Below are 14,524 nucleotides of genomic sequence, written 5' to 3'. Positions count from 1 at the left end.
CCACAGTGACCGCGTCCGCCCTCTGTGGGAGCGGGTTTACCCGCGAAGTGGCCACCACAGCTATACAAGGTATCCCCGTGACCGCCGCCCTGCCCCCCACCACCCTGCGCAACGTGCTCACCGCCCTGATGCTGGCGATCTTCCTCGGCGCACTTGACCAGACCATCGTTGCTGTCTCGCTGCCGGCAATCTCGGCCCAGTTCAACGATGTCGGCCTGCTGGCCTGGGTCATTTCCGGCTACATGGTGGCCATGACCATCGCCGTGCCGATCTACGGCAAGCTGGGCGACCTATATGGCCGGCGGCGCATGATCCTCACCGGCATCAGCCTGTTCACCCTGGCTTCGATTGCCTGCGCCCTGGCCCAAGACATGCAGCAACTGGTGCTGGCCCGTGTGCTGCAAGGTATTGGCGCCGGTGGCATGGTCTCGGTCAGCCAGGCGATCATCGGCGACTTCGTGCCCCCGCGCGAACGCGGCCGCTACCAGGGCTATTTCAGCAGCATGTATGCCGTGGCCAGTGTTGCCGGGCCGGTACTGGGCGGCTGGCTGACCGAGTACTTGTCATGGCGCTGGGTGTTCTGGGTCAACCTGCCATTGGGGCTGGTGGCCTTGTACGCGATTCGCCGTGCCTTGGCTGGCATGCCGGTGCAGCGCCGCGAGGCACAAGTGGACTACCTTGGCGCCGTGCTGTTGATCCTCGGCCTGGGCAGCCTGCTGCTGGGTATTACCCTGGTCGGGCAAGGCCATGCCTGGGGTGACCCTGCCGTGCTGGCGCTGTTTGCCTGTGCCGTATTGGGCCTGGCGCTGTTCATCGCCCATGAGCGTCGCTGCCCCGAGCCGCTGCTGCCACTCGGTCTGTTCGGCAACCGGGTGGCGGTGCTGTGCTGGGCGGTGATCTTCTTCGCCAGCTTCCAGTCGCTTTCGCTGACCATGCTCATGCCCTTGCGCTATCAGGGCATCACTGGTGCCGGCGCCGACAGCGCGGCCTTGCACCTGCTGCCGCTGGTCATGGGCCTGCCCATGGGTGCCTTTACCGGTGGCCGCATGACCAGCCGCACCGGGCGCTACAAGCCACAGATCCTCGCCGGGGCAGTGTTGATGCCCCTGGCCATACTCGGCATGGCGCTGATCCCACCGCAGTCGGCGTGGCTCAGTGCACTGTTCATGCTGCTGACCGGCATTGCCTGCGGGCTGCAGTTCCCGACCTCGCTGGTGGGCACGCAAAGCGCGGTGGCCAGCCAGGACATCGGTGTCGCCACCAGTACCACCAACCTGTTCCGCTCGCTGGGCGGCGCCATGGGCGTGGCGTGCATGTCTAGCCTGTTGCTGGCGCTGCTGCACGGAGGTGGGTTCGAATTGCTGGGTAATCCGTTGCTGGGGAGCTTGAAGGCGGGTGAGGTGGACCTGGTGACGCAGGGGCGGTTGCTGGAGACGTTCCGGCAGCTGTTGCTCGGGAGTGCGCTGGTGGCGCTGCTCGGGCTGCTGGCGGCGGTGGCATTGCCGGACCGGCAACTGCGCGGCCGTTAAAACCTAGCGCGTTTTTTGTAGGAGCGGCCTTGTGTCGCGATCGGGCTGCTGAGCAGCCCCATGATTTCAGCGGCGGTGCAAAAATTGCCGGGGGCTGCTGTGCAGCCCGATCGCGACACAAGGCCGCTCCTACAGGATCTGTGTGCTGCCCAATGTACCAGGAAGCATTAATCCTCTCTTAACACAGAGAGGAAACACTCCCTCACAATCCTTAACAAAGTGTCATTTGCGCAGCGCCGGGCTCAAGCGCAGCATATCCAACCCGGTGTCGACCCATTTTTCGACATCGCCGAGTAGATCGACACTGTCAGGTAGCAGCAGCCAGCGCCCGATCAGGCCATCGACATAGGCAAACATGGCCACCGCCGCGCGCTCGACATCCAGCTCGCCTGGCAACTGGCCCCGGCGTACGGCATTTGCCAACGCCAAGGTAATGCCCTGGTGGCAATCCAGCACCGCACCCTGGCGCTGCTGGCGAATTTCACACATATCGTCGGTGAACTCGCACTTGTGATGCAGGATTTCATTGATACGCCGGGTTCGGGCATCGAGCACCAGCTCGTTGAACACCTGCAACAGCAGCTTGCGCATGCAGCCAAGCGGGTCGAGTTCGTCCTCGCTTTCGCTCGCCCGCGCCAAATGGTCATGGGTCTCGTGCAGGCTGTCGAGCAGCGCCTGCACCAACTCGGCCTTGTTGTTGAAGTGCCAGTAGATCGCCCCACGCGTCACGCCCGCCAGTTCGGCGATGTCGGCCAGGGTGGTTCGCGCAACCCCGCGCTTGTAGAAGGCCTTTTCCGCTGCCTCGATGATCTGGGCGCGGGTCTCCTGGGCTTCTTCTTTGGTTCGACGGACCATGGCAGTACCACCTCATCTGGCCCGAACGCGCAGCGCGAACGGGCAAACGCTCCGCGGGCACCTCTGCAGGGGGCCTTACGGATGAACTAATCAAGGCTGCGGCAGTACCCAAGTACAACCCAGCGGTATTTACAAACAACCATGAATGTAAGTATATTCCTTAGCAAGCTATTTATCCACCGGATAGCAAATTTCTCCAGATCAAGACTCTTCCATTACTCTTGAGCGTCTCCCTGCTCCTGCGACCCGAGGATCCTCATGCAATTCAAGCCAGCCGTTACCGCTCTGGTTTCCGCCGTCGCCCTGGCAACTCTGCTCAGTGGCTGTAAGAAAGAAGAAGCAGCGCCAGCGGCGCAGGCTCCTCAGGTCGGCGTCGTGACCATCCAGCCGCAAGCCTTTACCCTGACCTCGGAATTGCCGGGGCGCACCAGCGCCTACCGCGTCGCCGAAGTGCGCCCGCAGGTCAACGGCATCATCCTCAAGCGCCTTTTCAAGGAAGGTAGCGACGTCAAGGAAGGCCAGCAGCTCTATCAGATCGACCCTGCCGTGTACGAAGCCACCTTGGCCAATGCCCAAGCCAACCTGCAGGCTACCCGCTCGCTGGCCGAGCGCTACAAGCAGCTGATCGACGAGCAGGCGGTGTCCAAGCAGGAATACGACGACGCCAATGCCAAACGATTGCAGGCCGAGGCTGCGCTGAAAAGCGCCCAGATCGACCTGCGCTACACCAAGGTGCTGGCACCGATCAGCGGCCGTATCGGCCGTTCGGCATTTACCGAAGGTGCACTGGTGAGTAATGGCCAGGCCAATGCCATGGCCACCATCCAGCAGCTCGACACCATGTACGTTGACGTGACCCAGTCCACTGCCGAGCTGCTCAAGCTACGCCGTGACCTGGAAAGCGGCCAACTGCAGAAGGCGGGTGAAAACGCAGCCTCGGTGCAGCTTGTGCTTGAGGATGGCAGCCTGTTCAAGCAGGAAGGCCGCCTGGAATTCTCCGAAGTCGCGGTCGACGAGACCACTGGCTCGGTGACCCTTCGCGCCGTGTTCCCCAACCCCGATCACACCTTGCTGCCAGGCATGTTCGTGCATGCGCGGCTCAAGGCCGGGGTCAATGCCAACGCCATCCTGGCCCCGCAACAGGGCGTGACCCGTGACCTCAAAGGCGCGCCGACCGCGCTGGTGGTCAACCAGGAGAACAAGGTCGAGCTGCGCCAGTTGAAGGCCAGCCGCACCCTGGGCAGCGACTGGCTGATCGAGGAAGGCCTGAACCCAGGCGACCGCCTGATCACCGAAGGGCTGCAGTACGTGCGCCCCGGCGTCGAGGTCAAAGTCAGCGAAGCCACCAACGTCAAGAAGCCGGGCAGCCCTGATCAGGCCAACGCGGCGAAAGCAGACGCCAAAGCGGAGTAAACCATGTCGAAGTTCTTTATCGATCGCCCGATCTTCGCCTGGGTGATCGCCTTGGTGATCATGCTGGTCGGGGCCTTGTCGATCCTGAAGTTGCCGATCAACCAGTACCCCAGCATCGCACCGCCGGCCATCGCCATCGCCGTGACCTACCCGGGCGCCTCGGCGCAAACCGTGCAGGACACCGTGGTGCAGGTGATCGAGCAGCAGCTCAACGGTATCGACAACCTGCGCTATGTGTCGTCGGAAAGTAACTCCGACGGCAGCATGACCATTACTGCCACCTTCGAACAGGGCACCAACGCCGACACCGCCCAGGTCCAGGTCCAGAACAAGCTGAACCTGGCCACCCCGCTGCTGCCGCAGGAAGTGCAGCAGCAAGGTATCCGCGTCACCAAGGCAGTGAAGAACTTCCTGCTGGTGATCGGCCTGGTGTCCGAAGACGGCAGCATGACCAAGGACGACCTGGCCAACTACATCGTCTCCAACATGCAGGACCCGATCTCGCGTACTGCAGGTGTGGGTGACTTCCAGGTGTTCGGTGCCCAGTACGCCATGCGTATCTGGCTCGATCCGGCCAAGCTGAACAAGTTCCAGCTGACCCCGGTCGACGTCAAGACTGCCGTGGCCGCACAGAACGTGCAGGTGTCCTCCGGCCAGCTCGGCGGCCTGCCGGCCATGCCGGGTACCCAGCTGAACGCCACCATCATCGGCAAGACCCGCCTGCAAACCGCCGAGCAGTTCGAGAAGATCCTGCTCAAGGTCAACAGCGACGGCTCGCAAGTGCGCCTGGGTGATGTCGCCCAGGTTGGCCTGGGTGGTGAAAACTACGCGGTCAGCGCCCAGTTCAACGGCAAGCCGGCGTCCGGCCTGGCGGTAAAACTGGCCACCGGTGCCAACGCCCTGGACACTGCCAAGGCCCTGCGCCAGACCATCGCGGACCTGGAACCGTTCTTCCCGCCTGGAGTAAAAGCGGTATTCCCGTATGACACCACGCCGGTGGTCACCGAATCGATCAGCGGCGTGATCCACACCCTGATCGAAGCCGTGGTCCTGGTGTTCCTGGTGATGTACCTGTTCCTGCAGAACTTCCGCGCCACCATCATCACCACCATGACCGTACCGGTGGTGTTGCTGGGTACCTTCGGCATCCTTGCCGCCGCGGGCTTCAGCATCAACACCCTGACCATGTTCGCCATGGTCCTGGCCATCGGCTTGCTGGTGGACGACGCCATCGTCGTGGTGGAGAACGTCGAGCGGGTCATGTCCGAGGAAGGCTTGCCGCCCAAGGAGGCGACCAAGCGCTCGATGGAGCAGATCCAGGGCGCCCTGGTGGGTATTGCCCTGGTGCTGTCGGCGGTACTGCTGCCCATGGCCTTCTTCGGTGGTTCTACAGGTGTGATCTACCGGCAATTCTCCATCACCATCGTTTCGGCCATGGGCCTGTCGGTGCTGGTGGCGCTGATCTTCACCCCGGCGCTGTGCGCCACCATGCTCCAGCCGCTGAAGAAGGGTGAGCACCACACGGCCAAAGGCGGCTTCTTCGGCTGGTTCAACCGCAACTTCGACCGCAGCGTCAACGGCTACGAGCGCAGCGTGGGTACCATCCTGCGCAACAAGGCGCCGTTCCTGCTGGCCTATGCGCTGATCGTGGTTGGCATGATCTGGCTGTTCGCACGCATCCCGACCGCGTTCCTGCCGGAAGAAGACCAGGGCGTACTGTTTGCTCAGGTGCAGACTCCGGCCGGTTCCAGTGCCGAGCGCACCCAGGTGGTGGTCGACCAGATGCGTGAGTACCTGCTCAAGGAAGAAGCTGACACCGTTGCATCGGTGTTCACCGTCAACGGCTTCAACTTCGCCGGCCGTGGCCAAAGTTCGGGCATGGCATTCATCATGCTCAAGCCGTGGGGCGAGCGTTCGGCAGAGAACAGCGTGTTCAACCTGTCGCAACGTGCGCAGCAGCACTTCTTCAGCTTCCGCGATGCGATGGTGTTCGCCTTCGCCCCACCAGCGGTACTCGAACTGGGTAACGCCACCGGCTTCGACGTGTTCCTGCAGGACCGCGCGGGCGTCGGCCACGAGAAGCTGATGGAAGCGCGCAACCAATTCCTGGCCAAGGCCGCGCAAAGCAAGATCCTCATGGCTGTGCGCCCGAACGGCCTGAACGATGAGCCGCAGTACCAGCTGACCATCGATGACGAACGTGCCAGCGCCCTGGGCGTGACCATTGCCGACATCAACAACACCTTGTCGATTGCCCTGGGTGCCAGCTACGTCAACGACTTCATCGACCGCGGTCGAGTCAAGAAGGTGTACATCCAGGGCGAGCCCAACTCGCGGATGAGCCCGGAAGACCTGCAGAAGTGGTACGTGCGCAATGGCGCGGGCGAGATGGTGCCGTTCTCTTCCTTCGCCAAGGGCGAATGGACCTACGGTTCGCCGAAGCTGTCGCGTTACAACGGCGTCGAAGCCATGGAAATCCTTGGTGCACCAGCCCCTGGCTACAGTACCGGTGAAGCCATGGCCGAAGTCGAACGTATCGTCGGCGAACTGCCTACCGGCATCGGCTACTCCTGGACCGGCATGTCCTACGAGGAAAAGCTCTCCGGTTCGCAGATGCCGGCGCTGTTCGCCCTCTCGATCCTGTTCGTGTTCCTGTGCCTGGCAGCCTTGTACGAAAGCTGGTCGATCCCGATCGCCGTGGTGCTGGTAGTACCGCTGGGTATCATCGGTGCGCTGATCGCCACCAGCCTGCGCGGGTTGTCCAATGACGTGTACTTCCTGGTCGGCCTGTTGACCACTATCGGCCTGGCAGCGAAGAACGCCATCCTGATCGTCGAGTTCGCCAAGGAACTCCACGAGCAGGGCCGCAGCCTGTACGACGCTACGATCGAAGCCTGCCGCATGCGTCTGCGCCCGATCATCATGACCTCGCTGGCGTTCATCCTCGGCGTGGTACCGTTGACCATCGCCAGTGGCGCCGGCGCGGGTAGCCAGCACGCCATCGGCACCGGTGTGATCGGCGGCATGATCAGTGCGACCGTACTGGCAATCTTCTGGGTACCGCTATTCTTCGTCGCAGTGTCGTCAGTGTTCGGCAGCAAAAAGCCGGAAACAGACGCCACCCCTGAAACTCCACGTTATGAGGCTGGGCAATGACCAAGTCTTTGTTGTCCCTGGCGGTAACCGCTTTCATTCTTGGCGGCTGCTCGCTGATCCCTGACTACCAGACCCCGGAAGCGCCGGTGGCACAGCAGTGGCCGCAAGGCCCTGCGTACTCGCCGACGCAGTCGGCGGACGTTGCCGCGGCCGAACAGGGCTGGCGCCAGTTCTTCCACGACCCGGCACTGCAGCAACTGATCCAGACCTCGCTGGTCAACAACCGCGACCTGCGCGTCGCCGCGTTGAACATCGACGCCTACCGCGCGCAGTACCGCATCCAGCGGGCCGACCTGTTCCCGGCGGTTTCGGCCACCGGCAGCGGCAGCCGCCAGCGGGTGCCAGCGAACATGTCGCAAACCGGTGAATCGGGCATCACCAGCCAGTACTCGGCCACCTTGGGCGTCAGCGCCTATGAGCTGGACCTGTTCGGCCGCGTGCGCAGCCTGAGCGAACAGGCCCTGGAAACCTACCTGTCCAGCGAGCAGGCACGTCGTTCCACGCAAATTGCCCTGGTGGCCAGCGTGGCCAACGCTTACTACACTTGGCAGGCCGACCAGGCGCTGTTCAAGCTGACCGAAGAAACGCTGAAGACCTATCAGGAGAGCTATAACCTGACCCGTCGCAGCAACGAAGTGGGCGTGGCCTCTGCACTTGACCTCAGCCAGGCACGTACTGCCGTCGAGGGCGCCCGGGTCAAGTACTCGCAGTACCAGCGCCTGGTCGCCCAGGACGTCAACAGCCTGACGGTGCTGCTGGGGACCGGCATCCCTGCCAACCTGGCCAAGCCGCTTGAGCTCAATGCCGACCAGCTGGCCGAAGTACCGGCCGGCCTGCCGTCGGACATTCTCCAGCGTCGCCCGGACATCCAGGAAGCCGAGCACCTGCTCAAGGCCGCCAATGCCAACATCGGCGCCGCCCGCGCAGCGTTCTTCCCAAGCATCAGCCTGACGGCCAACGCCGGCAGCCTGAGCCCCGACATGGGCCACCTGTTCGCAGGCGGCCAGGGCACCTGGCTGTTCCAGCCGCAGATCAACCTGCCGATCTTCAACGCCGGCAGCCTGAAGGCCAGCCTGGACTACTCGAAGATCCAGAAGGATATCAACGTCGCCAAGTACGAAAAAACCATCCAGACCGCCTTCCAGGAAGTCTCCGATGGCCTGGCGGCGCGCAAGACCTTCGAAGAGCAGCTGCAGGCCCAGCGTGACCTGGTGCAGGCCAACCAGGACTACTACCGCCTGGCTGAACGCCGCTACCGCATCGGCATCGACAGCAACCTGACTTTCCTCGATGCCCAGCGCAACCTGTTCAGTGCCCAGCAGGCACTGATCGGCGATCGCCTGTCGCAGCTGACCAGCGAGGTCAACCTGTACAAGGCGCTTGGTGGTGGCTGGTACGAGCAGACCGGGCAGGCGAACCAGCAGGCGTCGGTGGAAGCACCGAAAGGCTGATTGCTGAAGCTGCTACAGCATCAAGCCCACCCTTGCGGTGGGCTTTCTGTTTTGTGTTGCCTGTACTGGCCTCATCGCCGGCAAGCCAGCTCCCACAGGGGCTACACAGGACCTGAACACTGTGGGGTCCTGTGGGAGCTGGCTTGCCGGCGATGAGGCCAGCACAGGACAACTATTAACCACCTGGAACATTCCGTTCGATTATCGCCCCGTTCCGTTTGCGACGAATTGCCTCACCCCCGCCGAACCCCGCACCATCCCCCCACGCAACGTTGCCCAAGTTCATCAAGAAAAGACCCGCACCTGCTGGCTCGACCCCGCAGTGCACCGGCTCGCCCCATAAAAACAAGAGATCCACGACAGATGAGCACTTTGCAACCCGCACGCCAGCTGCTGCCCGGCCTGTTGGCCATGTCCTGCACCCTTCCCGTGTTCGCCGCCGACCAAGGTGGTTTCCTGGAAGATGCCAAGGCTACCCTCAACCTGCGCAACTTCTACATCAACCGCAACTTCGTCGACCCGGCCCACCCGCAGGGCAAGGCCGAGGAATGGACGCAAAGCTTCATCCTCGACGCCCGCTCCGGCTTCACCCAGGGCACCGTGGGTTTCGGTGTGGATGTGCTGGGCCTGTACTCGGTCAAGCTCGACGGCGGCAAAGGCACCACCAACACCCACCTGCTGCCTGTGCACGACGATGGCCGCCCGGCTGATGATTTCGGCCGCCTGGGTGTGGCGCTGAAAGCCAAGTTGTCGGAAACCGAGCTGAAAGTCGGTGAATGGATGCCGGTCCTGCCGATCCTGCGTTCGGACGACGGCCGTTCGCTGCCCCAAACCTTCCGCGGCGGCCAACTGACCTCGAAAGAGATCGCCGGCCTGACCCTGTACGCCGGCCAGTTCCGCGGCAACAGCCCGCGCAACGACGCCAGCATGGAAGACATGTCGCTGAACGGCAGGGCCGCGTTCACCTCCGACCGTTTCAACTTCGGCGGCGGCGAATACACCTTCAACGACAAGCGCACCATGATCGGCCTGTGGGATGCCCAGCTCAAGGACATCTACCGCCAGCAGTACCTCAACCTGACGCACAGCCAGCCGCTAGGCGACTGGACCCTGGGCGCCAACCTGGGCTACTTCATCGGCAAGGAAGACGGCGCCGAGCGCGCGGGCAAGCTGGACAACCGCACCGCCTCGGCGCTGCTTTCGGCGCGCTACCAGGGCCACACCTTCTACGTCGGCCTGCAGAAGGTCAGCGGCGACGATGCCTGGCTGCGGGTCAACGGCACCAGCGGCGGCACCCTGGCCAACGACAGCTACAACTCCAGCTTCGACAACGCCAAGGAGCGCTCCTGGCAGGTGCGCCATGACTTCAACTTCGCCGCTGTCGGCGTACCCGGCCTGACCCTGATGAACCGCTATATAAAGGGTGACAACGTTACCGCTGGCGGCGTGGACGATGGCAAGGAGTGGGCACGCGAAACCGAACTGGCCTACGTCATTCAATCGGGTAGCTTCAAGGATCTTTCGGTGAAGTGGCGTAACTCCACCATGCGCCGGGACTTCAGCACCAATGCTTTCGATGAAAACCGACTGATCGTAAGTTACCCGCTGAATCTGTTGTGATCTGCAACGGCCCTATCGCCGGCAAGCCAGCTCCCACAGGCCCCCACAGTCATCAAGTCCTGTGCAGTCCCTGTGGGAGCTGGCTTGCCGGCGATAGGGCCAGCACAGCCTTTAAATAACCAAAATGAATAAACAATAAATCAAACCTTCTTTTACAACATATATAGTAACCGCTTGAATAGGCCCCTGCCCCCCGCCCCAGAGCCGTGACATGGACCTCCGTCAGCTGCGTTACTTCATCGCCCTCACCGAATACCGCAGTTTCGTCCGTGCCGCCGAGGCCATGGGCATCACTCAACCCGCCTTCAGCCGCGCCATCCAGGGCCTGGAACACAGCTTCGGCTGCCCACTGGTCGACCGCGCCAGCAAAGCTTTACCGCCCACCCCCGAAGGCCTGGTGGTGCTGCAACATGCCCGGCGTCTGGTGCAAGGCGCGGCGCAGCTAAGCAACGAAGTGCTGCAGATGACCAAGCTCGACGCGGGCGAGTTGCACTTCGGCAGCGGCCCGGCACTGGCCGTGCGCCTGGTGCCTGATGCCCTGCGCCACTTCATCGAGCGCCACCCGGGCATTCGCACCTCGCTGCTGGTGGACAATGCCGAACGCCTCGGCCAGGCGCTGCGGCGGGAGCAGATCGAGTTTTTCGTCGACGATATCCGCCCGTTCGAAGCCGACGCCAACTTTCACACCGAACCTTTGTCGCCCCGCCCTGGCCTGTTCTTCTGCCGCCCGGGCCACCCGTTGCTGGCCAAGGACAGCCTGTCGACCAACGACCTGTTCAGCTACCCGTTGGCCAGCGCGCTGCTCGCCCCGGGGGTACGCAAGCGCCTGGCCAACCTCAGCGGGCGCAGCGACTTCACCCCGCACCTGCAGACCGAGCACCTGGCCATCCTGCGCAGCGTGGTGCAGGCCAGCGATGCGATCGGTACTGCCAGCGAAGAGGCAGTGGCCGAAGACCTGGCCGCTGGCACCCTGGTGCGCCTGCACTGGCGCAACCTGCCGCCAGCGCTGGAGGTGCTGAGTGTGCGTTGCGGGGTGGTCAGCCGCAGCGGCTACCGGCTGTCGCCGGCGGCGCGGGCGATGATCGAGACCTTGGTGGGGCTGGATATGCCGGTGCGCGCTGCTGCCATTCGCTGAGCTGATGATGGTGGTGGGTGCGGGCTATCCTGAGCTATATGGGTTGCCTGTGCCGGCCTCTTCGCGGGTGAACCCGCTCCTACAGGATTGCGCGAACCGTTGTAGGAGCGGGTTCACCCGCGAAGAGGCCCTAACCGGCCACACACACCGACCAGGCAAACCAGGGAGGCACAACCATGAAAACCCTCATCGACCACCTGAGCCAGTACGCCAGCTACCACCGCGACCCACGCAACATCCTCACCCATTTCATCGGCATCCCCATGATCGTGCTGGCGGTCACCGTCCTGCTGTCGCGCCCTGGTTGGGAGGTCGCCGGTATGTGGCTGTCCCCTGCCCTGCTGGCAGCAGCCGCTTCGGTAGGGTTTTACCTGCGCCTGGACCTGCGCTTCGGGCTGGTGATGGGTTTGCTGTTGGGGCTGTGCCTGTGGGCAGGCCAGGTGCTGGCAGTGCAGGCCACTGGGCTGTGGCTCGCTGCCGGGCTGGGGGCGTTCGTGGTGGGCTGGATCATCCAGTTCGTCGGCCATTACTACGAAGGGCGCAAACCGGCGTTTGTCGACGATGTCAGCGGGTTGATCATCGGGCCGCTGTTTGTGGTGGCTGAAGCGGCGTTCATGCTGGGCTTGTGCCCGACCCTGAAGCAGGCCGTCGAAGCCAACGCCGGGCCGGTGGCCGTGCGGCAGAAGAATGCGGCTGTGTGAACATTCAATGGCCCAATCGCCGGCAAGCCAGCTCCCACAGGGACTACATCAGGCCTGAACCCTGTGGGAGCTGGCTTGCCGGCGATAGGGCCGGTACAGGCATTACTGCTGTCGCGACTCTACACCCAACTCATCCCACACCGACTCTGCCATGTGGAAGGTGGCATTGGCCGCCGGAATGCCGCAATAGATCGCGCTCTGCATCAGCACTTCCTTGATCTCCTCGCGGGTCACGCCGTTGTTGGCCGCCGCACGCAGGTGCAACTTCAACTCGTCGTTGCGGTTCATGCCGATCAGCATGGCAATGGTGATCAGGCTGCGGGTGTGCCGCGGCAGGCCCGGGCGGGTCCAGATGTCACCCCAGGCGTGGCGGGTGATCATTTCCTGGAACTCGCCATTGAAGTCGTTGAGCTTCTCCAGGCTGCGGTCGACGTGGGCATCGCCAAGCACCGCGCGGCGCACTTGCATGCCGGCGTCGTAACGTTGTTTCTCGTCCATGGCGGTGTCCTCAGTGAGCCAGCAGGAAGTCGAGCACGCGGCAGCTGAACGCCTCACCAATCTCGACGTTGGACAGGTGCGCCGCCGGGAAGTCGACGTACTCGGCACCGGCAATACCGGCCTGCATGAAGCGGCCATGCTCCGGGGTGGTGACCACGTCCTCGGTACCCGCCACAATCAGCGCCGGCACCTGGATACGGCCCAGTTGTTCACGGTAATCGGCATCACGCACTGCGGCGCAGTTACCGGCGTAGCCCTGCGGGCTGGTGTGCGCCAGCATCTGGCAGATGCGTTGGGCCTGCTCTGCGTGGGCCTGGGCAAAGCCTGGCGTGAACCAGCGGGCGATCGAGGCATCGCGCAGGTCGACCATGGCCTGCTGGCCGCCCTTGAGCACGGTGTCGATACGGGTGTTCCACACCTCGTCGTTGGCGATCTTGGCGGCGGTGTTGCACAGGGTCAGGCTGTGCAGGCGGTCGCCGGCGTTGATACCCAGCCACTGGCCGATCAGGCCACCCATCGACAGGCCGACGAAGTGGGCCTTCTGAATGTCCAGGCCATCGAGCAGGGCCAGTACGTCGCGGCCCAGCTGGTCGATGCTGTACGGGCCTTCAGTGACCAGCGATGCGCCGTGGCCACGGGTGTCGTAGCGCAGCACACGGAAGTGCTGGCTCCACAGCGGCATCTGGGTGTCCCACATGCCCAGGTCGGTACCCAGCGAGTTGGAAAGGACCAGCACCGGGGCGTTTTCCGGGCCATCGATTTGGTAGTTCAAAACGCCATCGGCCAGTTGCAAATGCGCCACAGCGGTCTCCTTCAGGCAGTGAAACGTTGATGTTCGGATACGGCCCGCGCCACCCAGACCCGGGCCTGGCCCAGGTAATGGGCAGGGTCGAGCAGGCGATCGAGTTCTTCAGCCGACAGTTCGGCACTGACCTGCGGTTCATCACCCAGCACGGCACGCAGATGGCGCTGTTCGGCAACGGCACGCTGGCAGCATTGTTCCAGCAGGTGGTGGGCGCGGTCACGGCCCAGGCGCTGGGCGAGGACAATGCTGACCGCCTCGGCCAGCACCAGGCCCTGGGTCAGGTCGAGGTTGCGGCGCATGCGCGCGGCGTCCACCTCCATGCCCTCGGCAATCACCTGGGCCTGGCGCAGGGCGCCGGAGACCAGGCAGCAGATTTCCGGCAGGGTTTCCCACTCGGCATGCCACAGGCCCAGGCTACGTTCGTGTTCCTGGGGCATGGCGCTGAACAGTGTCGATACCAGGCCCGGCACGCGGGTGGCGGCACCGATCAATACGGCAGCGCCCACCGGGTTACGCTTGTGCGGCATGGTCGACGAGCCGCCCTTGCCCGGCGCGGAAGGCTCGAACACCTCCCCCGCCTCGGTTTGCATCAACAGGCTGACATCGCGGCCGAACTTGCCCAGGCTGCCGGCCACCAGGCCTAGCACCGATGCAAACTCCACCAGGCGGTCACGTTGGGTGTGCCAGGGTTGTTCTGGCAGGGTCAGCTTGAGCTGCTCGGCCAGTGCCTCGGCCACCAGCATCGCCTTGCTGCCCAGGGCCGCCAAGCTGCCCGAGGCACCGCCAAACTGCAGCACCAACAAACGTGGGCGCAGTTCCTGCAGGCGCTGACGGTGACGGGTCAAGGCGCCCAGCACCCCGGCCAACTTCATGCCCAAGGTCACCGGGGTCGCGTGCTGCAACCAGGTGCGGCCCACCAACGGTGTATCGGCATGCTTCAAGGCCTGCTGCGACAAGGTTTCGGCCAGCTTGCCAAGGTCGGCTTCGATCAGCGCGAGGGCATCGCGCAACTGGAGCACCAAACCACTGTCCATGGCGTCCTGGCTGGTGGCGCCCAGGTGCACGTAGCGCTCGGCCTCCGGCACGCCAGTGGCGATCACCTTGCCCAACGCCTTCACCAGCGGGATTGCCGAGTTGCCGGCTGAGGCGATGGCATTGGCCAACGCGCCAACGTCATAGCGCTCGGCCTGGCATGCGGCCTCGATGGCCGGCACGGCACTGTGCGGGACCAGGCCGGCAGCGGCTTCGGCACGGGCCAGCGCCGCCTCGAAATCGAGCATGCCCTGCAGGCGGCCACGGTCAGAGAAAATCTCGCGCATGGCCGGCGCGGTGAAATAGGCGTCGAACAGTTGGTTGCTCAT

Annotated in this window: 11 protein-coding genes; 7 read left to right on the top strand and 4 right to left on the bottom strand. The window is 63.6% G+C overall.

Features of this window, described 5'->3' with window-relative positions; genetic code table 11:
- The first annotated feature begins 77 nt into the window (after positions 1-77).
- On the top strand, positions 78-1,529 hold the full coding sequence (locus ACI2KG_RS02790; protein WP_404660697.1) for an MDR family MFS transporter: 1,452 nt from the start codon (positions 78-80) through the stop codon (positions 1,527-1,529).
- A gap of 222 nt (positions 1,530-1,751) precedes the next feature.
- Here ACI2KG_RS02790 and ttgR read toward each other — a convergent pair whose 3' ends face one another.
- Positions 1,752-2,384 carry an efflux transport transcriptional regulator TtgR gene (gene ttgR, locus ACI2KG_RS02785; protein ID WP_201207697.1) on the bottom strand — a complete coding sequence of 211 codons (633 nt, stop codon included), beginning with the start codon at positions 2,382-2,384 and terminating at the stop codon, positions 1,752-1,754.
- A 258-nt stretch (positions 2,385-2,642) separates the two neighbouring features.
- On the opposite strand from ttgR, the gene ttgA reads away from it, so the two are divergent.
- The 6 genes from ttgA to ACI2KG_RS02755 all read left to right on the top strand — a co-directional run bounded on the left by ttgA (position 2,643) and on the right by ACI2KG_RS02755 (position 11,860).
- Positions 2,643-3,797, top strand: a complete 1,155-nt coding sequence (ttgA, locus tag ACI2KG_RS02780; protein WP_400614692.1) for a toluene efflux RND transporter periplasmic adaptor subunit TtgA — start codon at positions 2,643-2,645, stop codon at positions 3,795-3,797.
- Positions 3,798-3,800: 3 nt separating this feature from the next.
- The gene (gene ttgB / locus ACI2KG_RS02775) at positions 3,801-6,953 is read left to right on the top strand and encodes a multidrug efflux RND transporter permease subunit TtgB (RefSeq protein WP_400614690.1); all 3,153 of its coding nucleotides are present in this window, start codon (positions 3,801-3,803) and stop codon (positions 6,951-6,953) included.
- On the top strand, positions 6,950-8,404 hold the full coding sequence (locus ACI2KG_RS02770) for an AdeC/AdeK/OprM family multidrug efflux complex outer membrane factor (protein WP_404660696.1): 1,455 nt from the start codon (positions 6,950-6,952) through the stop codon (positions 8,402-8,404). The genes ttgB and ACI2KG_RS02770 overlap by 4 nt, the downstream gene beginning before the upstream one ends.
- A gap of 363 nt (positions 8,405-8,767) precedes the next feature.
- Positions 8,768-10,024, top strand: coding sequence for an OprD family porin (locus ACI2KG_RS02765; protein ID WP_400614685.1), 1,257 nt, complete (start codon positions 8,768-8,770; stop codon positions 10,022-10,024).
- A gap of 211 nt (positions 10,025-10,235) precedes the next feature.
- Positions 10,236-11,159: a LysR family transcriptional regulator gene (locus ACI2KG_RS02760; protein ID WP_201207692.1), complete on the top strand. Its 924-nt coding sequence runs from the start codon at positions 10,236-10,238 to the stop codon at positions 11,157-11,159.
- Between the two features lie 176 nt (positions 11,160-11,335).
- The gene (locus ACI2KG_RS02755) at positions 11,336-11,860 is read left to right on the top strand and encodes a DUF962 domain-containing protein (RefSeq protein WP_404660695.1); all 525 of its coding nucleotides are present in this window, start codon (positions 11,336-11,338) and stop codon (positions 11,858-11,860) included.
- 102 nt (positions 11,861-11,962) lie between these two features.
- Here the strand turns inward: ACI2KG_RS02755 and pcaC are convergent, their stop codons facing one another.
- From pcaC to ACI2KG_RS02740, 3 genes are read right to left on the bottom strand one after another with little or no spacing between them, the layout of a single operon-like run.
- Positions 11,963-12,358 carry a 4-carboxymuconolactone decarboxylase gene (gene pcaC, locus ACI2KG_RS02750; RefSeq protein WP_264360630.1) on the bottom strand — a complete coding sequence of 132 codons (396 nt, stop codon included), beginning with the start codon at positions 12,356-12,358 and terminating at the stop codon, positions 11,963-11,965.
- A gap of 10 nt (positions 12,359-12,368) precedes the next feature.
- A complete protein-coding gene (gene pcaD, locus ACI2KG_RS02745; RefSeq protein WP_404660694.1) occupies positions 12,369-13,160 on the bottom strand; it encodes a 3-oxoadipate enol-lactonase in 792 nt (263 codons plus the stop codon).
- A gap of 11 nt (positions 13,161-13,171) precedes the next feature.
- Positions 13,172-14,524, bottom strand: coding sequence for a 3-carboxy-cis,cis-muconate cycloisomerase (locus ACI2KG_RS02740; protein ID WP_404660693.1), 1,353 nt, complete (start codon positions 14,522-14,524; stop codon positions 13,172-13,174).

The sequence above is a fragment of the Pseudomonas sp. NPDC089407 genome, assembly GCF_044900445.1.
Classification (GTDB): Bacteria; Pseudomonadota; Gammaproteobacteria; order Pseudomonadales; family Pseudomonadaceae; genus Aquipseudomonas.
Note: the sequence above shows the minus strand (reverse complement) of the source record. Positions and strands in the feature narration are given on the sequence as shown.

What these genes read in the sequence shown, in the direction of transcription:
- pcaC (WP_264360630.1), bottom strand. Translation starts at nt 12,358, where the DNA reads ATGGACGAGAAACAACGTTACGACGCCGGCATGCAAGTGCGCCGCGCG.
- ACI2KG_RS02770 (WP_404660696.1), top strand. Translation starts at nt 6,950, where the DNA reads ATGACCAAGTCTTTGTTGTCCCTGGCGGTAACCGCTTTCATTCTTGGC.
- ttgB (WP_400614690.1), top strand. Translation starts at nt 3,801, where the DNA reads ATGTCGAAGTTCTTTATCGATCGCCCGATCTTCGCCTGGGTGATCGCC.
- ACI2KG_RS02755 (WP_404660695.1), top strand. Translation starts at nt 11,336, where the DNA reads ATGAAAACCCTCATCGACCACCTGAGCCAGTACGCCAGCTACCACCGC.
- ttgA (WP_400614692.1), top strand. Translation starts at nt 2,643, where the DNA reads ATGCAATTCAAGCCAGCCGTTACCGCTCTGGTTTCCGCCGTCGCCCTG.
- ACI2KG_RS02765 (WP_400614685.1), top strand. Translation starts at nt 8,768, where the DNA reads ATGAGCACTTTGCAACCCGCACGCCAGCTGCTGCCCGGCCTGTTGGCC.
- ttgR (WP_201207697.1), bottom strand. Translation starts at nt 2,384, where the DNA reads ATGGTCCGTCGAACCAAAGAAGAAGCCCAGGAGACCCGCGCCCAGATC.
- ACI2KG_RS02740 (WP_404660693.1), bottom strand. Translation starts at nt 14,524, where the DNA reads ATGAGCAACCAACTGTTCGACGCCTATTTCACCGCGCCGGCCATGCGC.
- ACI2KG_RS02760 (WP_201207692.1), top strand. Translation starts at nt 10,236, where the DNA reads ATGGACCTCCGTCAGCTGCGTTACTTCATCGCCCTCACCGAATACCGC.